We start from the raw sequence: 22250 nt of genomic DNA on the forward strand, positions 1-22250 counted from the left end.
AAGGAATAACCCATGCTGCAACTGATCCTCGGCGGCGCCCGCTCCGGCAAGAGTCGCCTGGCTGAAAAACTCGCGGCGGACTCCGGGTTGCCCGTGACCTACATCGCCACCAGCCAACCCCTGGACGGCGAGATGAACGAGCGTATCGCCCAGCACCGCACCCGGCGGCCGGTCGAATGGGCGCTGGTGGAAGAGCCCTTGGCCCTGGCCCAAGTGCTGCGAGAGAATGCCGCCCCCGGGCAATGCCTGCTGGTGGATTGCTTGACCCTCTGGCTGACCAATCTGCTGATGCTTGACGATCCCGAACGGTTGATCGCCGAGCGTGAAGCGCTGCTGGATTGCATCAGCGCGCTTCCCGGCGAAGTCATATTCGTCAGCAACGAAACCGGCATGGGCGTCGTGCCGCTGGGCGAGCTGACGCGCCGTTACGTCGATGAAGCCGGTTGGCTGCATCAAGCCTTGGCCGCACGGTGTCAGCGCGTCGTGCTGACCGTCGCCGGCCTGCCCATGACTCTCAAAGGTACTGCGTTATGAATCATCGCTGGTGGCTGGACCCGTGCAAGCCCGTCGATACCCAGGCCCTGGAACAGGCCACGGCCCGTCAGCAACAATTGACCAAACCGGCCGGTTCCCTGGGGCGGCTGGAGTCGGTCGCGGTGCAATTGGCGGGCCTGCAAGGGCAGCTCAAGCCGAGCCTGGACCGGTTGTGGATCGCGATTTTCGCCGGCGACCACGGCGTGGTCGCCGAGGGCGTATCGGCCTATCCCCAGGAAGTCACCGGGCAGATGCTGCTCAACTTCGTCAGCGGCGGCGCGGCCATCAGCGTCCTGGCACGGCAACTGGGCGCATCCCTGGAAGTGGTTGACCTCGGCATCGTCACGCCGTCGCTGGACCTGCCCGGTGTACGGCACTTGAACATCGGGCCGGGCACGGCGAATTTTGCCCAGGGCCCGGCCATGACCCTGGGCCAGGGCGAGCAAGCCTTGCACGCCGGCCGCGACAGTGTGCTGCGTGCCGTCGCGACGGGGACGCAACTGTTCATCGGCGGCGAGATGGGCATCGGCAATACCACCGCCGCCAGCGCCCTGGCCTGCGCTTTGCTCGACTGCCCGGTAGCGCATCTGGTGGGGCCGGGCACGGGGCTGGACGCGGCGGGTGTCAGCCGCAAGGCCCAGGTGATCGAACGGGCCCTGGCCCTGCACGCTGCCCAGGGCAACGACCCGTTGCAGACCCTATTCAACCTTGGCGGTTTTGAGATCGCCGCGTTGGTCGGTGCGTACCTGGCCTGTGCCCAGCGGGGCGTCGCCGTGTTGGTGGACGGCTTCATCTGCAGCGTCGCGGCCCTGGTGGCGGTGCGGCTCAATCCGGCGTGCCGGCAATGGTTGCTGTTCGCCCATCGCGGCGCCGAACCGGGCCATCGCCACGTGCTGGAGACCCTCGGTGCCGAACCGCTGCTGGACCTCGGCCTGCGCCTGGGCGAGGGCAGTGGCGCGGCGTTGGCGGTGCCGCTGTTGCGCCTGGCCTGTGACCTGCACGGGCAGATGGCGACGTTTGCCGAAGCGGCCGTGGCGGATCGCCCGGCATGAGCTTGCGCCTGGACCTGCTGCGTCACGGCGAAACCGAACGGGGCGGCGGCTTGCGCGGCAGCCTCGACGATGCCTTGACGGCCAGGGGCTGGGCGCAGATGCACACGGCTGTCGAGCAAGGCGGGCCCTGGGATCGCCTGGTGAGTTCGCCGTTGCAGCGCTGCGCCCGTTTCGCCGAGCAACTCGGCGCCCGGCTCAACCTGCCGGTGCACTTGGACAAAGACCTGCAAGAGTTGCATTTCGGCGCTTGGGAAGGCCGCAGCGCAGCGGCGTTGATGGACACCGACGCCGAGGCACTGGGCCAGTTCTGGGCTGATCCCTATGCCTTCACGCCGCCCGAAGGTGAGCCGGTGCTGGTATTTTCCAGCCGCGTCCTGGCGGCAATCGAACGCCTGCACGCGGCCTATGCCGGGCAGCGGGTGTTGCTGGTCAGCCACGGCGGCGTGATGCGCCTGCTGCTGGCCCAGGCCCGCGGCCTGCCTCGGGAGCAGTTGCTCAATGTCGAAGTCGCTCATGGCGGGCTGTTTTCCCTGACAGTGGCGGCAGGTGTTGTGCTCAAAGAGGCGGACTGACCATGTTGCCCTTCTGGATCGCCCTGCAATTTCTCAGCAGCTTGCCGGTGCGCCTGCCCGGCATGCCCGAGCCCGAGCAACTGGGTCGTTCGCTGCTGTTCTATCCCTTGGTGGGGCTGGTGTTCGGCGCCGTGCTGTGGCTGCTCGATGCACTGCTGCTGGGGGCGCCGCCATTGCTCCACGCCGCACTGTTGCTGACAGCGTGGGTGTTACTCAGCGGTGGCCTGCATTTGGACGGCCTGGCCGACAGCGCCGACGCTTGGTTGGGCGGCTTTGGCGACCGCGAACGCACGCTGCTGATCATGAAGGATCCGCGCAGCGGGCCGATTGCGGTGATCACGTTAGTGTTGGTGCTGCTGCTCAAGTTCGCCGCGCTGGTGGCGTTGATCGAGCAGGGGCAAGCGTTGGCCTTGATCATCGTGCCGGTGCTGGGGCGTGCGGCGTTGCTTGGCCTGTTCCTCACCACGCCGTACGTGCGGGCCGGTGGGTTGGGTCAGGCGCTGGCCGATCACCTGCCCCGGCGCGCGGGCTGGTGGGTGTTGTTGGCGTGTGCGTTGGGCTGCGTGCTGGTGGCCGGGTGGGCGGGTGTCTGTGGGCTGGCCGTTGCCTTCGCGGTGTTCGTCGGCTTGCGGCGGATGATGCTGCTCAGGCTCGGGGGCTGCACGGGGGATACGGCTGGGGCGTTGTTGGAGTTGCTTGAAATGGCATTGCTGGTTGGGGTGGTGCTGAGCCGATAAAGCCGCACTGTGCAGATAGCCACCTGTCAACTCTGACAGTTTCGGCCTATTTAAAAAAAGCGCTTACTTCCCTCCAGTGCAGAACGACGGGAAGCGTCTGGGCAGTGCCCGCAAATCATCGGTCTGCTTTTCGAACTGAAGCGCCATGGGTAGCCATGGCTTCCAGGTATGAATACGGAGAGCGATAACATGGCTGGTCCAGATAAAAAAGAGCCGTTCACCTCAAATGAAGGCGCGTCCGGCGGACCTGCGCCGTTTGAGGTCCAGGATCCGGTTGTGAAGCCTGACCCCCTATCCGGGTTGCCGGTGGGGCTTATTCGCAGAGACCATCTTGATACAGGCTTAACGACAACCATTGCGACCTGGGGTAACCCGGTACCAGACGGAGAGACGGAATATTTCCGACTGCAAATTGCGCGAGCACAAAGTAATGAGTGGGTGACGCTTAGGGAGCATTCTTTTACAGGAGGCAATACATGGGTACCGCTGGTTTTCGATATTCCCAGTGGTTATTTGCTGGACCCGGAGCACGAAGGCGCTTTTGACCTGCAATACGAGCATGAGAACTTCGCTAGCGTTCCCGATTACTCCGAGCGAACGAACATCTACATCGACAAGACCCCGCCCAACGGTGCGGTCCCTCCAAGGAAAATGGTATTCACCGTCACGCCACCCATTACCGATGCAACTTTTGGTGTAAATGATTACTTGGAAGCGACCATTCCATCTTGGACGGGCGATCAATCCGATGTGAAAGTCGCGTTCGGCTGGATAAAGGGGGAGCTGCCTGAAGATCCCTCGGCTATAGACCTGATTGGTCCGCAGCCGATTGCTTCGGGGGGGGGGGCAGGTACAGATACCCAAAGCCAAATTCGTTGCCGCCGGAGATGGCCTATGCTGCGGCGGCTACGTACTGCTCGACAAGGCTGGCAATATCAGCCAGCTCTCTCTATATGAATTGATGTCGGTCGCCCTCGACCCCCTGCCTGTTGCGCCATTGGACCCGCCCACGGCGGCGGATGCAACGGGAGGCGAGTTGCTGCGCTCGGACCTTGTCGACGGGAACGTGCTCGTCAATGTGCCTCATGTCACCAATGGCAAGTCAACCGATACCGTCATTGTTAAATGGGGCACCAAGGAAGTCACGCCGGGTACGCCTCTAGGCAGCAACCCATCGGGCGGGATCAACATCCCTGTGCCTTGGGCGACTCTCTGGGACGAATACGGCAGTACCGAGACAGGCGTGGTACCTACGCCACTTTCCTATACGGTGCTGCGGGGAGTGGAACCTTTTCGCTCAACTCCAGTTTCGGTCCCATGTAACTTTTCCGGCCCTGGGCCGATCAACCCGGATCCGGAACCCGGCAACGACCTACTGGAAGTGGTCACGGTCGTGGGTGAGTCGGATGTTGACAATGAGCTGGAGGCAAGCGACGAAGACGGCGAGATCAAGGCCAAGATCGAACTGGTCGCCCCACTGGCCAACGGTGATACCTATCAAGTCCTGTGGAACGGAACGCCCATCGGAGCCCCCTATGTGATCGAAACCAGCAGGGACAAAGTGGGGGACGTCATCCCGATTGATCTTGATTGGGACGTCATCCGCGGCGAAGGCCCGGATGCGGCCATGCCGGTCTGGTACGTATTGACCAACCCGGCTCATGCAAACCCGCAAGAGCCTAAACAACGCACCTCGGTCAAGATCGACTTCCTGGTCCAAACCTTGCCGGCGGCCATCCCTCAACACACCAACACAAACGGTATCGTGACCTGCCTCTCACTGCGCTGGGATCCGGCTAGTACAACCTTTGGCATCGAGTATCTGATACCGCCGAGCCCCTATTTGAAACAGGGCGATTCGGTCGAGGTGGAATGGAAGGCCTATACCGACTTCTCGAACCCGGTTCACGTTCCCGCCGCCAATAAAAGGCACACGTTCAGCGATATCACCCAAGAGCAGGCGGACAACGGGATTGTCTGGCTCATCGAACCCTACGCCACTCATGTTCTGCCCACTTGGCAAAGCACTGCCCAGATAGGCAAGGGTGAAGTGAGTTACAAAATCACGGGAAAACCTCTTCAAGAAACGCCCACCAATACCAGGGTGGCGATGTCGCAGGGCGAGGGGACTTGCAACGTACCACCGCCGGCGAATCCTTGAGCATGCGCGCCCTCAGCCGCATACGAGGATTCATGGGAGGCACCCTGCGGCGAGGGAGCTCGCCCCCGCGGGCTGTGCAGCAATCCAAAATGGTTGCTGCACAGCCATCGACAGAGATGCCCCTACTCCTTGGCTAGATACTCACTTAACTGATCGGCATGAGGTGCGTGAGTGAGTTCCTACAGTTTGCTTCATCGTGTGAGTGGGTTGATTCAGAATAGTCCTACATACCATGGTGTCGGCGTTCTGTAGCCTGCGCGGCCTTCTGTATTCTATTGTCACAGGGTGCCTGTATGTCCTCGTCTAAGTTATTCAAGCTGCGTCCGCTGTTCCGTGCCTTGAAACTGCTGTCCATTCCGCCCTTGTTGCTGATCGCCGAGATGGGGCACGCGCGGGTTCTGATTCCCGGGGAAATCCTGTCCATCGATAGCACCACAGCCTCCGATAATTACGTGCTGAACGGCGAGTCCACATTGAATGCCGATGGCGCCGAGACCCGCGACATCACCGTTAATAATTCAACCCTGAACCTCAACGGCACCGATGTGAAGGCAACAAACGCCAATGGCGTTCTGCTGAATGCTGGTCGGGCCAACATCAGCGGCAACAGTACCATCACCAGTGACCGGACAGGCCTGGCGGTCAGTCGCGATTCCACGGCTACCCAGGGTTCCACCGCGACAGTGAGCGACAGCACCATCATCGGCGGGACGACCGGCGTTTCGGTCACCGGTTTGAGCGAGGTAACACTGGTGCGATCAACCGTGGTGGGCACGGGTGCCAATGCTGCCGGCCTGCGACTGTTCGGAGGGACTGCGACGGCTATTGGCAGCACGATTTCCGGGGCGAGGAACGGGATCGAAATTGGCGGGGATAGCGTTGTGAACGCCCCCGCGAACTTGACCCTGGACGGCACCCATGTCGAAGGTCTCAACGGATCGGCGATCGTTGTCGATACCTTGGGGTTGGGGGCGAGTACCGCCAACATCTCAGTGGTCAACGGCTCCACGTTGTCGGCCAGCAATGGCATCCTGATGGATGTTCGCCGTGGCGCCGAGGGTAATTTGAGTGTCAGCGGCAGCACACTGGTCGGCGATATCGTTGCCGACGACAGCAGCACCGCCAATGTGCTGCTGGAGAACGCCGCGACCCTGACCGGAAACCTGAAAAATGTCCAGGACCTGGGCATCAATAGCAGTGCCCGCTGGATCATGGTCGGCGATGGCGAGGTCGAGAACCTGGTCATGAATGGCGGCGCCATCCAGTTTGGCAACCCTGGTGAGTTCTTCAAGCTGAACGTAGGCACTCTGTCGGGTGATGGCGGTACGTTCTACATGCACACCGATTTCAAGACCGGACAGGTCGATACCCTGACGGTAACCGGCACGGCCACCGGCAACCACACCATCGCCATTGACGCCAGTGGTTCAGAACCCGTAGGTGCCGGCTCCACCGCGGTGGTGAAGATTGGCGGCGGCGATGCGACGTTTGCCCTGGCCGGTGGCGAAGTAGACCTGGGGGCTTATTCATACGATTTGATCAAGCAAGGCAATGATGCCTGGTACCTCAATACCCTCACGCGCACGATCAGCCCGGGCACCCGTTCGGTGATTGCGCTGTTCAACGCAGCCCCAACCGTCTGGTATGGCGAACTCAGCACCTTGCGCAGCCGCATGGGTGAAGTGCGCATGAACCCTGATCAGAGCGGTGGCTGGATTCGCGCCTACGGCAACAAGTTCAATGTCAGCGCAAATTCCGGTGTCGCTTACCAGCAAGTCCAGCAAGGCTTGTCGTTTGGCGCGGATGCGCCGTTGCCGGTGGGCGACGGTCAGTGGTTGGTCGGTGTGTTGGGTGGCTACAGCAAGTCCGACCTTGACCTGAGCCGCGGTACCAGCGCAACGATCAACAGCTACTATTTGGGTGCCTATACCACCTGGCTGGATGAGCAGAGCGGCTATTACTTTGACGGCGTGCTCAAGTTCAACCGCTTCCAGAACGAATCCGACGTGCGACTGAGCGACGGCAAGAAAACCAAGGGAGACTACGACAGCCATGGGGTTGGTGGCTCCCTGGAGTTTGGCCGGCATATCAAGCTGGCGGACGACTATTTCGTTGAGCCGTTCACTCAGTTGTCGGGTGTGGTTATCGAGGGCAAAGACTACACGCTGGACAATGGTCTCTCTGCCGAAGGCAGTCGGTCACACTCTCTGTTGGCCAAGGCCGGTGCGACCGTAGGACGCGATTTCACTTGGGATGACAAAGTTGTGCAGCCCTACATTCGTGCTGCTTTCGTGCACGAGTTTGCCAACAACAATGACGTGCAGGTCAACAACAACCGGTTCAACAACGACCTTTCGGGTTCCCGTGGTGAATTGGGCACTGGTGTTGCCATGACCGTGACCGACAAGGTTTCGATTCACGCCGATTTCGACTACAGCAATGGCAACAAGATTGAACAACCGTGGGGTGCCAATGTAGGCGTGCGCTACCTCTGGTAGGTAGTGTCGGCATGCCGAATCTGATTTCGGCATGCTCCCTTGCGGCATTCGAATGTTCATCAGGATTTCCCCCCGGCCTTGGGCTGGGGGTTGATATTCAGCGATGGAGAACATGAATAATGTCATCGACCAAGTCCACCAAGCTCCCTCCTACTATGACCGCCCCCTGGACCGAGCCCGCACCGTTGGCGGATGTTCCTGGCGGCGAGCCAAACCTGCTGCATCGTTCGGCCTGGAGCGACCCGGACAATCCGCTGAAAGTCATGCTCAAGCCCTGGTACGACGACGATCCGTCGGGCGGTCCGTGGAAAGAGCGGGTTGATGTTTTTCTGGATGATGACGAGAGCGATATCATCGGGTCCCGGGAATGGGATCTGCCTATGGATCCGGATGATTACTACGTACCGATCAGTGCCGACCGGTTACCGTCCGGGAGGCATACGCTTAGCTTCATCATGACCAATTTTGTGAACGTATCGGCGCGATCATATCCGTTTCCGGTTACCGTCGATAAAAGCCCTCCAATACTCGCCACCGATAGCAAGTTGATCTTCCCTGCCGCTGTTCTCCCTCCCAATAAACTCACTGCCCACTACCTTGAGCAGAACAACGATGAGGTCAAAGCCAATCTCCCGAGATACACGGACCCCCGACCCTGGGATCGGATCACCTGGTACTGGGGATCTACACCAGGCACCCAGGACGAAGGCGATGTCATCGAACTTGATGACCAGAATTTTTCTGATCCCGTCGTGGTTACGATCAGCGCTGATTTAATACAGGACAGGGGTGATGGCTGGCGGTATGTGTGGTATCAGGTGGAGGATCGGGCGGGTAACGTGAGTTTGCGCTCCGAGCCGGTCGAGCTGGATGTTGCCGCCACGCCGATCCCCCGTGATTTGCCTTGGCCCTCTATTGAAGGCGCGGTTGGGACGGGGGAGCTACAAACGTTGGACCCGTGGGTGCCCGTTAACGGCGTTGTGATTGTGCAAGTGCCGGACACCGCCGTTATCTACCCGGGAGAGAAGGTTTGGGTGCAATGGGGGGAGCCTGGCACCCTGGGCGCTACTCGGGTCGAACAGCCCATCAGTTCAGGCTCACGTCGTTTTCGGGTGGAAATGCAGTACCTGGCGGCTCATATCGGCAGGGTGTTGCCGGTATCCTATGGTGTCATCGATGCGATGGATCAGGAGCATCCTTCTGACCGACGCCGGCTTCAGGTACGGACCCTCCCAAGTAATCGACTCGAAGCCGTCCAGTGCGAGGGCCTTTCCGGCGGTAATCTGAGCTATAACTCGGTGGCACCGGAGGGCGCACGACTGACGCTGAAAAAATGGCCGCTCATCACAACCGATCATTGGGTCATGATCACGATGACCGGCGTCATTTCAGGCCAGGACTCGGTATTTCCGGCCGTGAACGAGCGTGCGGTCACTGAGCAGGAGACTTTTGCCGGCATTGGTTTTGGTACTGAGGTCAGGGTGTCCAAGGCGTTTTTAAATACGCTACAACGCAATGCGCCATTGACGGGCAAAGCCTATGTCAGTTTTGATGGCGGGGAGACTTGGCCGCCTTTGGCGTCGCCTAATTTCCCACTGTTGCAGTTGACTCTGGTTGAGTGAAGCCCGTCAAAGATAAAACAAACGATGCCCTACCCGTGGCGAGGGAGCTTGCTCCCGCTGGGTCGCGAAGCGGCCCCGAAAGGTGACTGTTTCACAGTCCATCGGAAGCAAGCTCCCTCGCCACGGGCTTGATCACTTGTGTCAGGTCTCACTTCTCGTTGTTGATTGTATGCCTGAAATCATTTCAGTCAGTGATATCTCCATTAGCAGAGATTTACGGGAGAGGTGGAGGAAGTGGCTTTATGCTTGTCAATGACTCATGAAAAACCAAGTATGAAATTGAAAGGCGGTTTTATACTTGGTTTTAAATATTTATGGAATAAGCATCTGATGTAGCGGATTTCCCGCAACGTTGAGATTCTTCGTTCCGCCGGTCAATCTTGTAATGCCTTTAATTGCTTGGGCTTTCTGCGCTGGAGTTAGAGTTCCCGCTTGTTGGTTTGATGCCTTTAGCGCTGCACTGGGTGACGGAGGAGTCCATTCGGATGAACCAGACGAACTAGACGAACTAGCCGAACTCGACGAACTAGATGAACTAGATGAACTAGATGAACTAGATGAACTAGATGAATTACTCGAATAATCGACGGAGGGGGTGCGCATAGAATGATGTGATGAGTTGCTGGATGAGCTGGGACTACTAGAAGTACTGCCCTCGGAAGACACAGATGCAAAACTAGGGCTTCTGCTCCTCGGGGCATTTGAAGATGCAGCAGTGCTGCCCCTGGGGGTACTGGAAGCGGCCGGAGCTTTAGATCCTGAATTGCGACCGAAAAATGCACCGGCACTTATGAGGCCACCGATAGCTGTTAGTATCATGCCAATTGACATTATTGCCTCATTGTTTGTTTCAGTTCCATACACGGTCAGTCCAACGCCTATAGTCACTACTGCTAAGCCGACAAGTGCCAACGTCGCCCCCCCAGTTACAACGGCTGAAGCGATCGCGCCAACCAGTGCAACCGCTGCAAAAGCGTAACTCACTATTTTCCCCCATATAGATGTTTTTTGTTCCGGCTCTTCGATGGGGTCGATATACCCAGGGTTATCCGGCCGACGATAGTTGGTCCGATGTCCGGTCGGGTCACGGAACGTAATCGGATTGCCCAGGCAATACGCATAGGGGTTGACCCCGCCCGAGCCGAACGGGCTATACGAATCCGGACTATGAAAACGCATCAGGTTAGGGTTGTACACCCGGTAGCCACGGCCCAGCAGATACCAATGACTGGCGTTCTCGCACACCTCGCTGTTGAATGCCAGCAAGCTATGCAAGGCCTCCTCGCTGCTGCGAATACCGTAGGCGCTATAGGCCACCGCGTGCACCTCCGATTGCACGCACTCCCCTATGACGTTGGGACTGGCGTCTGTCATCAGCAAGAGGGTCTGCTCATGGTTATCGATTTGCTGCTGCCCCAAAGGGCGTTCTTCATGGAACAAATACTGCGTGCCGATGCCATTGTGCAGCGTGTGGCTCAGGTTGTAGCCCTGATAGAAGCGCAGTGTTTCCGGCTCGTTGCCTTGACGAACGCCCACCAAGTGATTATGCCCGTCGTAGCGATAGCTCACGACAAGCTGCTCTTGCGCATCCTTTACCGCAACCAGGCGGCCATGATCGTCGTAGATCAAGCGTCGATTGAATTCGTCATTGAGCATATGGCCATTGGCGTCATACTCGAACTCAAGCAGCGCTGGATAGCCGCCGGTCGTATAGCTATGGGTAATTTTTTTCAATTGAAAAGGATCGTCGGCATCATAGGTGAATACGGCAGTGTCGCTGAGACCGCCATCGAATTGGGTAGCCACTCGAAGGATATTATCAAACTCATCGAACCTGAATAACTGGCTGAGGATGCTGTTGCCGTAGGCGTCCTTGGGCAGGGCACTGCCCGCGCAGGTGTGATGAACGAGCCGGTTGCGCGAGTCATATAAAAATTCCTCATCGAGCAGGCTCTCCTCATTCAGGAACACGTGTCGGCTCTTGAGTTGATTGTCGCCTTGCCAGATTTGAGTAATGATCCGTGGGGCTTGGCCATTGAGGGACAATGTCCGCTCGACCTCCCGGCCCTGCGGGTCGTATTTGACCTCGGCAACCAATGTCGACGTCGGGCTGCGCGTCGTGGTGCGGCACAGTTGGCCGAGTATGTCGTAGTCGAAGTCGGCACTGAGCGCGCCTTGGACGACTGTTTTGGCCCGTCCGCAATCGTCATAGGTGTAAACGGTATCCAGGCCGTCGGTATGGCTTCGACTGATTTGCCTCCCTTGGAGAGAGGTCCGGTAGGTGGTCTCCATCTTTTTGCCGTCGATGTCGGTCCAACTTTCGTATTCCAGCTCTCCGGCGTCGCTGTATCGATATTCACGCTGGCCTTGATTATTTTGCGCGCTGGTTATTGCACCGGTCTTGAGGTCATACACGTAAGTCGTCGATTCATCTTTGGAGGTGGTAATCGCCAAAGGCTGCAGAGTCAGCTCTGGTTTGTATTCGTAATCGAAAACTTCTTTGGCCGGGGTGATCCGCTGGCTGGGTTGCATCTGGCTGCCGGTGTATTTGAACTCCTCGATTCGCGGATTGACCATCGAACCGACACGCCGTTCGGTCATGCGCTGAAGGCTGTCGAATGACTGTTGGCCGACAGTGATCGACGGCTTGGCGCTGGGTTTCACGCTCATGCTGGTGGTTTGTTCACCTAAACTGTGCGCGGCAAACTCCCGGCTGGCGACCGTGTTGTCGGGCAGGGTGGTGGCTTTCACTCGATCCCACGGGTCATAGGCAAAACGCGTCTTGCGTTCCTGCCCGTCATACAGTTCTATTTGTTGTACACAGTGGTTCTTGCCGTCATAGGTGTATTCAACCGCGCCAACGGTCGGCAGCCCTGTCGTTTCAAGCAGGTGGCGCAGATGCTCTGCGACCGGGCGTTCGGGTTGTTGGTGGCACAGATCGATCAAGGGCTGTGCGTCCAATCGTTCGAAGCGGTCAAGCTTGCCGAAATCGTTGTACTTGTCCACGGTCAGGCCGCTGATAAGTGTTGTCGTTTCAGTCTCCGGGGTTTCCAGCCATTGGTGCTCGACCGGCCCTTTGCTGCCGAAAGGCGACCAGAGGTAACGGCTCACAACGCCATCGGGCATTGTCGTGCGATGGGCGATACCCCAGGCGTCGTATTCAAAGCCCCGGCGCAAGGGTATGGGTCTATCTTCCAGCCAGTCGTAGTTGGTTTCTTCGACCAGGTTATCCAGCTGGTCGTAGCTGGCGGCGTAGATCTGGCGCGGTGCTTTTGTTTTCTCGACCCGTTCCTGATAAATCGTTCGTCCCATACCGTCGAAGCGGGTGTGGGTCGTTATACCGCTGACGTCTGTCAGGCTCTGTGAGGCCTTTTGCCCATCGGCATTGACCAACGTATAGGTATAAACACGTTCGGCTCGAACGTCGGGCGATTTAGGCGAGACGATTTCCTTGATGACCCGCCCCATTGCGTCTAACTGGCGAAGTAGCTGCACACCATCGACGTCGGTGGTCAGCACTGCTTCGCCCGTGATCAGCGAGTTTTGCAGAGACATCGTTTTTTCGATGCCGTCAAAACCGGTAAACAACTCGCGTGTTTCCAGCACGTCCTCCCCGGCCAGCGCGCTGGGGCCCTTGTCGTACTCATACAAGGTCGTACTGGTCGTGCCATTGAGCAGGGTTTGCTGGCTGGCCAAGCGACCATGCAAGAACGCATCGCCAGTCAATTCGTGGTAAGTGCGCAAGGTTTGCTGCAAGGTGGTTTCGTTGGCGCCCTCCACCTGCATCAGGGTTTCGCTGTCCATCGCCAGCCAGTCATCCAGCCCGCTACCGCTCAGCGGCTTGTGCGCGCTGTAGCGCAGACGGGTGCGCAGTGTTGGCGCGCCCGGCTCACCCTGGGATGATGGATACACCGTAGTGTCTTTGAGGTTGCGTTCGAAGCGGTCCGCCGGGCAGCCGTCCTCACCGTTCTTGGAATAGTAGGTGTAGACGGTCCTGATACCGTTGGGCTCAACCTGTTCGGTATGGTTGCCCTGGTCGTTGTAGGCGCTGCGGGTGATTTCGGCGCGGTATTGGGTCGCGTCGTTGTCCAACTCCCAACTGGTGGTGACTTCCTTGGGAAACTGGAACTGCGGCACTTGGCGCTCGAACGGCACATCCTCGTCGTAATACCGGGTCCTGACGCGCTTGACGCAATGTTCCTGCATGGTTTTTTCTTCCACCAGCAAGTGGAAACGGTTGTAGCTGCGTTCGACTGTGCGCGCCACCTGGCCGCCGACCATCAAATTGGCGGTGCTACCGTATTCATAGCTGGCCTGCAGTTTGTACAGCGGGTCCATCCCATCTTCCCAACTGACGATTTCACCAGCACCGAGGAAGTTATGGCTGGTGTAGCTGAACTCCACCTCGATCATCGTTTCATCGGCGTTCGGCTGGCCGAAATCGGGGTAGCTGCGATGGCGGGTGACCCGCGGCAGGTTGGGGCGCACGACGCCGTGCGGATACGGGTGCCCGGTGTCGGCGTACTCGAGGGTTTCCAGTCCGCCGACCGGTGTCTTGATTTCGTGCAGGCACAGGATGTTGCGGATCGGCCCGTTGCCATAGCCAAAACGCCAGGAGCCTTTGTCGGGCGTGGGCAAGACAATCTCGGTGACCCAACCGCTGGCGTTGAGCTTCATTTCATAACGCGCTAGCGCGGCGCCGTCGTTGGGCCGTACGAGGATCTCCACCCACTCATCGTTGGCCTGGCGGTTGATTTGCAACAGTTCGCCCTGGGCATCGCTGATGCTGTGCAGGCACTGTCCGCCACGGAACGACCTATAGGCAAACGTGAGGCTGTGGCCGGCGGGCGACGTCAGGCTCACGGGCAATGCGACCTGGGTAAGATCGCCGCCGACTTGAAGCTCTTCGACCGTCCCCGACTTATGCAACACGCGGTAGCGTCCGCCGCCCGGGCTCTCGAAGTGAAAGGTGTCGAGTTTCTTTTCCTTGATGTCCGGGAGAGGAGCGCTGCCGGTCACTTTGAAGGTCTCCCCGGTACTCAACGCCAAAATATCGTCGGAGAGCGTGAACTGGCTCAGGTTCAGGTTCCAGCCCACTCCGAAGCCGGAGTCCAGGGTGTTGATTGGACTGAAGGTCAGGTTCAGGGGGAGGGCTGGGCCAGAAAGCCAGTTACTTTGGACCTCGGGTAGATTGATGGAAACGGTGTATTGGCCGGTACGGGGGTCAACGCCGCTTTGTACGTAGCTCATGAAACTGAAGGCTTGGGAGTGCACGGCTTTCGAGGTGGTCATGGTCCGTTCCTCATCAATTAAAATCAAGGTGTTGCCACTGGGGGGGCGGGAGGCAGAGCGGAAGTGGTTACTTCGATGCAGGATATTCTGTCTCTAAAGTTCTCAGCTTCTTTTTGATAACTGAGCAATTGCAGCCCCGAGTCAATGATTTGCTTCTCCTGAAATGTCATAAGATAGTCGATTTCGTGAATTGCTGTGGTGGTTTGTTTTTTTGTTGTTCTTAGTAATATCCACGTATTATAAATGGCGGACTGGCTGCAGGTCGGCGCGTCACTCAATAGAATTCTGGTGGCTGAAGGCATTTCAGCAAATTGGATTGAGCGAATTCTGTCATTCCATCCCTTGCACACTACGGGGTCGGTGTCTCCGAGATAGTAACGGTGCTGGGATGTACCCGGCCCTGGCAAAAACAGGCTGCACTGCGCATTGTCCTTATCTCTAATAATAATGGTGCCAGTCGTTTTGTTTTGTTCCGGTAGTGCGGCGTTGGCTGCTTTATCGTCGCTGGTTACAGCGGGGGCACTCTCCGAAAATGCATCAATGGAATAAATGATATTGCTGGTCAGCAATAAGTAAAAAACGATCGCCTTGACGGGGTTCATGGTCACTGTCCCATATCGAGTGGTGGCTGATGCGGAAAACTAAACACAACGTTATCATCGAAATGAGCCCTTGAAACCTAACAGTTCTGTTAGTAGACAGCGTTCCCCCACGAAACCTACAGTGTCATCGCTGATGTTCTCTTGAATTTGAATACTCAAGGAATAAGTCATGGTGGACTCGAACTTACGCCCAGAGCTCCCAGCCCAGCAGCCGGCGGATTCTGATGAAAGAGGGGCAGAATCGCTTCGAGCATCCTGCCACACAGGAAAACATCTCGAAGTCAGCAAGCTGCCTGTCCCGCACATAAAGGAATCTCACGACCGGTCGGTGAAAACCGTCGATGTCACGTCAGCAGGCGCCACGGCTGTGGTGCCGCCCTATCAGGCCATGCGTGTCGGGGATGAGGTCATCTTCAGTTGGCAAGGCTACTTCCAAGGCGCACCGGAACCTGTGCATGAGGAGTCCAAAGAAATCAGTGCTGAGCACTTGAACCAGCCGTTGACGTTCACCGTGCCCTATATCGAGATTATTTCTATTGAGGGGGAATATGCCGATATCAGCTATCGTGTTGAGTATGCTGAACAACCCTCACAGCCCAGTGAGTCCGTAGAACAGCGGATTGACATCGTCGATCCCGGTTCCGCTTTGTTGCCTTCTATCACGGTCAAAGGCCATACCGCGGGCCCAATCAACCCGGGACATTACCCTGATGGCCTGACCTTGCAGGTGAAACCGCTTTACCCAGACATCCAGGAAAACGATTGGGTGCTGTTGTATTGGACCGGAAGCGAGAAAATCAAGAGTGTCACCAAGGCCCTGCGGGTCGATCGTTCGACATTGGATAGCGGTCTTTTCGAGTTTTACATCGAGCCGCACTGGCTGACAGTAAACAGCAACGCCCAGGTAAAAGTGCTTTATCAGTACGCCCGGGCCGGTGCTGCGCTGTCGGCTGAACCTTTGCTGTTGGATATCAGCAAGCCACGCTACCTGCCTCCCCCGATTATTGAAGACGTCACCCCGGGTGCGGACAACCATGGGACTTGGGCGGCGACTACCAGTGGGGCCTACGTCAATGTCCCAGATACCGCGGAAATCGGGTCGGCCAGAGTAGAAGTGCACTGGGAAGGGCATCCGAATGGTGGGCGCCATGTTGCGACTGATCCTGTTTCGGGCAGACGTTTTCATATTCCAGCCACTGCCATTGCAGCCAACATGTCGACCGTTGCACAGGGTCGGTATTTCCCGGTGTTTTATTGCGTCGACGGTGAGCCTTCTGTTCGTTTCAACCTGCTGGTCGAGCCGTTGCCAGCGACACGCTACCCAGTTACAACCTCCCCGCACATCTCGGGCGGTCAGATGAGGCTGTCCGCACTGTCGTTTAGCGGCGCGGATTTGATCATAGAGTCTCCGGGTTTTGATGCTTGGCCATTCATGGCAGTAGGGCAACTTTTGGTGATGGAAGCCACTGGCGTTAGGCAGGATGGCAACGGCACCTTATACCCCGTACGTAATGCGTTGCCGGTTACAGAGGCTGAGTTCGGAAACAAAAAAGTAACGGCAAAGCTGCCAAAGGATTTTTTGGAAACACTCAAGCTTAATGAATCGTTTTCGCTAAAAGCACGCGTCAGCTTTGACGGTGGTGAAACGTTTACAAACTTTGGAGATACCACTCCAAGACTGGTTAGCTAAACCAGGGTACAAGTCGATGGCGCTATTAACGGTGAGAGGCTCGTCATGGAAATCAATTCTATAGATACGCTGTTGGACTGGCTTAAAGTGAAACCCCGGACTTTGGGTTGGGGGGCGATTTTGGCCTATGGACGCAGTGAGACCAACAAGGTGTTATTGCAGGAATACATCACGCGCTTCGGTACCGAGCATTACATGCAGCCAATCACCGAGGAAATTCGGGACGATACCACGCCGACGCAAAAGAATTTTTTGCATAACTATCAAATGGACGCGCCGCGACTGTCCTTCATGGGCTCTAACTTGCAGACGTCCGCAGCGAAATTAACGATGAAGGAGGTTGGTGGCACTCACCTGTCCTTCACCAAACAGGAAGGAGCCCAACAATGGTCGCTGACTCGAATTTCCGAGAAAAACGTGCTGGATGGTCCAGGGCTTAAGTTTGATATCAATCTTATTGAGAACACGGGGTCGGTTACCTCGGCGGGGCGGGTGGAGCTCGATATCTCGAAGGGGCGTAACTATCGTTTGATTGACATGCCGTCCGAGCACTTGCAAACGGTGGCGGGTGAACGTTTCAAGACTCGCTTCAGTGCGTTACCGGAGGACCAGAAAGTTTTTGTGCTGAATGAATTGCAGTTTGAGCCGGATCAATTTCTTAAACCTTCAAAATTCGTTATTCGCACCCATAATAAACAGGGCGCCGGTGCCAGGCTCTTGGCCGGCGAAGACGAGGGGGAAGGTGCAGTATTGATATTTATCACCATGGAGGGGGAGGCTAATGGAACCGTGCCCATCGATAATGCAGACCTGAAATATCTATTGCCGGATGGCTATTCGGCTACGGTGTTGTTAGACAGTGAGCTGATATCTAAACTGATTGCTAATGGTATCAAGAATCTCAGTGATCAGTCGCGTAGGCCGTTTCGTGCGGAATTTAGGACGCCGAATGGTTTCACTGAAATGATCGGTTTTGGAGAGACGTCCAGATCAGGGGTGAATATTTATACAAACGACTCACCAGACGCTACTATACGGAAAGTTTCGCTGTTTAAAATGTACGTGCATTTTTCTGATTTTATTCATAGCCATCATCCTGGGACAGGGAATATTTCCATTCGGCCAGTGCTTGGGACAAATAAAGGACGTTTGGAGTGGACAGGGACAGCGGTGCAGGCTCTAAATTTGGACGCTGGGCCGGATGTGATGCCCTCTGATGATTTAGACTCTAGTTGGGATTGTTTTTGGGAGTTTGACTTTGAGCTTTCAGCATCAGGAGCTGTCACCTTAAATTTTTCTGAGGGGTCCTTGAATTTTGGCGTCGATTTGGGTGATTTTGATCACAGCCCGCATTTTGTAACAATTTTTTCTACAGTAAAGAACAATTTAATCAAAGAAATGGAGAAATTAGTTCTAGAAATTGCTGGTGGTCTGTCCTTTGCAACCTTCGGAATTAACGTGTTCACGCTTAACAGTTTATTATTCCGCGGCACCGATTCAGTAAAATTCGACAGTGTTTATTTTCCTGGCGACATGGCCGTATTCGGCCATGTTGGCCCCACACAAACCGCCTTCAGCATCACCGACCTGGAACCCATCATCCCCCATACAGTGCCATGGCAATTCATTACCGAACCACCTCGCACCGATTTGACCTGGTCGGTGCGCAATATCCTTGGTGAAGACATTCCCAAAGGAAGCATCACTAATACGGGGCGCTACACCCCGCCCACCGACGCGGAGATGCCACGCAGCTCCATCCGGGTGGTGGTCTCCGCCACCGATGGCACCCACACCAGCTCGGCGCTGGTCGGTATCACGGCCCGGAGTCTCGCCGTCAACCCGTTGATCATGATCGCCACCGCCGGCGATTCCCTGGCCCATGACGTCTCGGCCGGCGCCGTGGACGGAGGCGCCTTGACCTGGTCCATCGAGGATCCGAGCTCAGGGGCTGACGTGCGGCCGAACCCGGCCGCCGACAAGGACCACAGCTATGTGCCGGGGCCGAAGATAGACAAGTCGCCGCCCACCGTCGATACGATCGTGGTGACCAACCCCCGGACCGGGTTGAGTGAAACGACGAGCGTGTTGGTACTGCATCGTGCGCCAACGATTGAAGTGGTGATCAATGATGCGGTGAGTTTGCCGGAGAACCAGCTCCAATTGTCGATCATGGCGGAGGACGGCCCCATCAATCCCGGTGATTGGGGCGAGGAGTGGCAGGTATTGCTGGGCAGCGGCTCGGCGCAAATCGATGCCGCCAGGGGGCTGCTGACATTGAACCCTGCCGGGCCGGACAAGTTTCTGGTCATTACTGTCTTGGTGCCGCCCGCGCGGCCGGGTGGGGCTTCGGAAGATGGTTACATCGTTCTGCCGTTGCCGTTATTCAGTGTGCCCGAAACGATCCGGATGTTCCGTGCCGACGGCCAGTAAGGGGCCAGTGGCTAAGGCGAATGATAGTAGGAGAATAAACATGTCAAATTCACTGGAAAGTTTGCTGAATCGCATGCGAGGGCATTCTATCACTAATAAGTGGGGAGCAATCGTCGCATTCGGTCGTGAGCAACTCAATCGCTTGCTGGAAGTGCAATATTTAACCTGGTTGCACGACGGACGCTTCATCCCGCCAATCAATGGTGTGGCGTATATCGACGATCGAACGGAGTCGATGACGTTGGATGGCGTGCTTCTGGGCAAGCCAGTGCTGTCGTTCGAAACGGCATCGCTGAACGAGTCCAAGGTGACCTTGACCATGAACCTGGTCGCGGGCACCTATACTGCCAAGAGTCACCCCATTGGCGGTGGCGCGGTCCGCTTGCTTTCCAGCTTCACTATTACTGAAGCGATGGGCTACAAAGTCCAGATGAAGCTCAGTCTGAACCAGATTGAAGGAGACGTGGATAAACGGGGGCGGGTGACGCTGGATGTGGCGAGCGACCTGTCGATGACTTGCAACCTGGGAGGAATGCCCGGGGTCGAGAAACACGTGGCGGCATTAATTCAAAGCCGCTTGGCTGTGCTGCCGCAGGATCAGCGTATTTTTGAGCTGGGGTTGTTTGACTTCAGTGGTTACAACCCTTTGAGCCCAACGGGATTTTACATTCGTACGCAGAAGGCCCCGGGTTCCGATGACCCGGCTGACGGCGCGGTGTTGCTGTTCATTCGGTTGAAAATCCACGATGAAAATGGAGTGGGAATTCCTATCGAAGGCAGCGACTTCCCTTATCTGATTCCGGACGACCAGGTGAGTGGGCGACGTCTGTATTCGGCTTCACTGGTGCTGAACAGCGAATGGACAGAATTGCTCGACGAAGTGCAGCTTGACGTGCTGAAGAACCTGCTTTTTCCAAACGATAACTTCTTCATCGAAAGTGAGAATGGACGGCATACACCTCATGACTTATTGGTGCTGGGCAATACTGGACCGAAATCCGATACGGTGATCGTCGAGCCGACGTTCATCAGTCTGAAGAGTGGTGGTGTGCACCAGGAGTTTGTCGCGCGCAAGAGTGATGGGGCGCGCATTAACAACGCTCAATGGACTGTCACCAACCCTGTTAGTCCGCTTTCGGTTGGCACTATAACGCCAACGGGTGGGGTTTATACGCCGCCGGACCGAACTCGAATGGGGAAAGAACAGCAGCCGATCGTGGTAACCGCTCAATACACGATGGGGGACAAATCGAGGACAAGCTCAGCACTGGTGCTGGGCGTTTTCGAAAGCATGAACATTACACCGCGGGTTTGCTTGCGTGGGGTTGGCAGTAATCCAACCCCCGTTGAGTTAACCGTGACAACCCTGGGTAATAGGATCTTGCATTGGCTCACACTTTCTCCGGATGGAGGGACGCTTGATGTCATCGATAACAATCATGCGATCTACACGCCGCCTACTAGCCTGACCGACCCGTTGGCGGTGCAGAGAATCATCGTGACTGATCAGCAGAGTAACGAGACGATTGAGGCAACAGTTGTGTTGATGAAAGCAGCGCACACGCTGCCGGTCGATCCGCCCTATGTCCCGGCGGTAACGGCTGGCGATCCGATCCAGTTGTACGCTGATTTAGAACTTGGTGATGAGGTTCGCTGGGTGGTTATCGGCGAAGGGGAAGTGGATGAAAATGGCAGGTTTACACCTCCGGCCCAGCCCACATCGCGAATCAGTGTGGTGAGGTGTTCCTATCTGGTGAATGGTTCGGCCAGATCCAGCGGTTTCAGTGTTATTCAACTCTCTGAACAGGTACTACCAGAGCCGCATTGGCTAGAGCTTAGCCAATTTAAAATCGCTGTTAATGGCGGTCGTGACAGCTGTTTCAGTAATGGTTTTCAACAGATTCCGGTCACTATCACCATCGGAACTAAATCCGTTAACATCGGGGGGGAACAGCGGTTTATTCCCGTCAGTGATGCTGAGTTGGCTACGCTCAGGTTAGTTGATAAAATTTCCAATACGCGAGTTCCATTCATAGCGGTAGGCCAGGAAGGTATTGAATATGGTAATACCACTGTCTGGGCCGTCAGCAAAATAAGAAACCGCTTCAAATTTTCTTCGGCCACTTCCATGCGAGCCGACCCACTGGCACCGCCGATGCCAAAAAATGATGGCATACGTTATCGTGAATTCTATATACATCTTGCACAAGAGGGTGGCCGGACCTTTTATGCACAGTTTGATTCGCCTTACGGTACGCAAAACTCAACTGATAAGAAAGAGGAGGATTTTGAGGTGACGGTGCGAGGTATCCGTCCCGAGACGCCGTCGTTATCTAACTATGAATTTAAACGTGAACGCAAATGGCAAGATAAGGATGGGCATGATGTGCCTCCCAGCAATGCGAATCCGGAGTGGGACTATTTCAGCTACTATCGCCAGTCGATTGATTACTGGTATTTGAGCTATTTGCGGCGTGGCATCGATCAAGTTCTTTTTGCCACTTTATCCATTGAAAATAATATTTCAACGGTACAGTGGGAAAGTGAGCTGATCGATGAGGTTTTTTTTAGTTACACCGGCTATGCTTTCCATCCTGCCAATTATGAAAATAGCGACAGCCCGGTGCCCGAAGGTTTGTCTTTTGATCCCTATTTGTGGAGCTTGATGAGAAATTACCAGAAAAATCTCAAGACTTCGTTTGACGGCGAACGCCCGGCGCCGGGTGAGTTGATTATTAGTTTGCATCGGATGGATGATGTGAAATATTGGTATGACGGGTTGGCGAGCGGTGATAAGCGAAAAATGTATCGTCAGCAATTGGATCCCGGTATTTATCTTGTCTTGCTCGACGAAGAAGGGAATCGGCATTCTTTGGCCGTTGGGTTTGCCTCGTCATCCAAAGAGAATAGTCGTAATACGTTAATACTAAGTCGGAGGTGATCAGGGAGAGGTGTTGCCTCTTTGAATGACCGAACAGGCATTTCGCATATTATGGCCACTGTATTCTATTGCCTGCATTGCGAATGCTGAGAGAGGTTGAATCGTTATTTTTGAGG

The 22250-nt window shown here is 56.2% G+C and carries 13 protein-coding genes; 11 read left to right on the top strand and 2 right to left on the bottom strand.

Features of this window, described 5'->3' with window-relative positions; genetic code table 11:
• Positions 1-12: 12 nt before the first annotated feature.
• The 8 genes from cobU to M1D99_RS08025 all read left to right on the top strand — a co-directional run bounded on the left by cobU (position 13) and on the right by M1D99_RS08025 (position 9176).
• Complete coding sequence (cobU, locus tag M1D99_RS07990) at positions 13-534, top strand: bifunctional adenosylcobinamide kinase/adenosylcobinamide-phosphate guanylyltransferase (protein ID WP_458131620.1); 522 nt, start codon at positions 13-15, stop codon at positions 532-534.
• Positions 531-1586, top strand: coding sequence for a nicotinate-nucleotide--dimethylbenzimidazole phosphoribosyltransferase (gene cobT / locus M1D99_RS07995; protein WP_458131621.1), 1056 nt, complete (start codon positions 531-533; stop codon positions 1584-1586). Before cobU ends, cobT begins: the two co-directional genes overlap by 4 nt.
• Positions 1583-2158 carry an alpha-ribazole phosphatase family protein gene (cobC, locus tag M1D99_RS08000; RefSeq protein WP_434574613.1) on the top strand — a complete coding sequence of 192 codons (576 nt, stop codon included), beginning with the start codon at positions 1583-1585 and terminating at the stop codon, positions 2156-2158. Before cobT ends, cobC begins: the two co-directional genes overlap by 4 nt.
• Before the next feature lie 2 nt (positions 2159-2160).
• Positions 2161-2895: an adenosylcobinamide-GDP ribazoletransferase gene (locus M1D99_RS08005; RefSeq protein ID WP_434574614.1), complete on the top strand. Its 735-nt coding sequence runs from the start codon at positions 2161-2163 to the stop codon at positions 2893-2895.
• A 189-nt stretch (positions 2896-3084) separates the two neighbouring features.
• Complete coding sequence (locus tag M1D99_RS08010; protein ID WP_458131622.1) at positions 3085-3852, top strand: hypothetical protein; 768 nt, start codon at positions 3085-3087, stop codon at positions 3850-3852.
• A gap of 4 nt (positions 3853-3856) precedes the next feature.
• Complete coding sequence (locus tag M1D99_RS08015; protein WP_458131623.1) at positions 3857-5056, top strand: hypothetical protein; 1200 nt, start codon at positions 3857-3859, stop codon at positions 5054-5056.
• 293 nt (positions 5057-5349) lie between these two features.
• Positions 5350-7554 carry an autotransporter outer membrane beta-barrel domain-containing protein gene (locus tag M1D99_RS08020; RefSeq protein WP_458131624.1) on the top strand — a complete coding sequence of 735 codons (2205 nt, stop codon included), beginning with the start codon at positions 5350-5352 and terminating at the stop codon, positions 7552-7554.
• Positions 7555-7673: 119 nt separating this feature from the next.
• Positions 7674-9176, top strand: a complete 1503-nt coding sequence (locus M1D99_RS08025) for a hypothetical protein (RefSeq protein ID WP_458131625.1) — start codon at positions 7674-7676, stop codon at positions 9174-9176.
• Between the two features lie 312 nt (positions 9177-9488).
• Here the strand turns inward: M1D99_RS08025 and M1D99_RS08030 are convergent, their stop codons facing one another.
• Positions 9489-14468: an RHS repeat domain-containing protein gene (locus tag M1D99_RS08030; protein ID WP_458131626.1), complete on the bottom strand. Its 4980-nt coding sequence runs from the start codon at positions 14466-14468 to the stop codon at positions 9489-9491.
• Between the two features lie 23 nt (positions 14469-14491).
• Positions 14492-15070, bottom strand: coding sequence for a hypothetical protein (locus M1D99_RS08035; protein WP_434574619.1), 579 nt, complete (start codon positions 15068-15070; stop codon positions 14492-14494).
• Between the two features lie 169 nt (positions 15071-15239).
• On the opposite strand from M1D99_RS08035, the gene M1D99_RS08040 reads away from it, so the two are divergent.
• Genes M1D99_RS08040 through M1D99_RS08050 form a run of 3 tightly spaced genes read left to right on the top strand, consistent with a single transcriptional unit; the run spans position 15240 to position 22134 of the window.
• Positions 15240-16760, top strand: coding sequence for a hypothetical protein (locus M1D99_RS08040; RefSeq protein WP_458132180.1), 1521 nt, complete (start codon positions 15240-15242; stop codon positions 16758-16760).
• Between the two features lie 45 nt (positions 16761-16805).
• Positions 16806-19193: a hypothetical protein gene (locus M1D99_RS08045; RefSeq protein WP_434574620.1), complete on the top strand. Its 2388-nt coding sequence runs from the start codon at positions 16806-16808 to the stop codon at positions 19191-19193.
• 40 nt (positions 19194-19233) lie between these two features.
• Positions 19234-22134 carry a hypothetical protein gene (locus M1D99_RS08050; RefSeq protein WP_458131627.1) on the top strand — a complete coding sequence of 967 codons (2901 nt, stop codon included), beginning with the start codon at positions 19234-19236 and terminating at the stop codon, positions 22132-22134.
• The last annotated feature ends 116 nt before the right edge of the window (positions 22135-22250 follow it).

The sequence above is a fragment of the Pseudomonas sp. R3-41 genome (assembly GCF_054161485.1).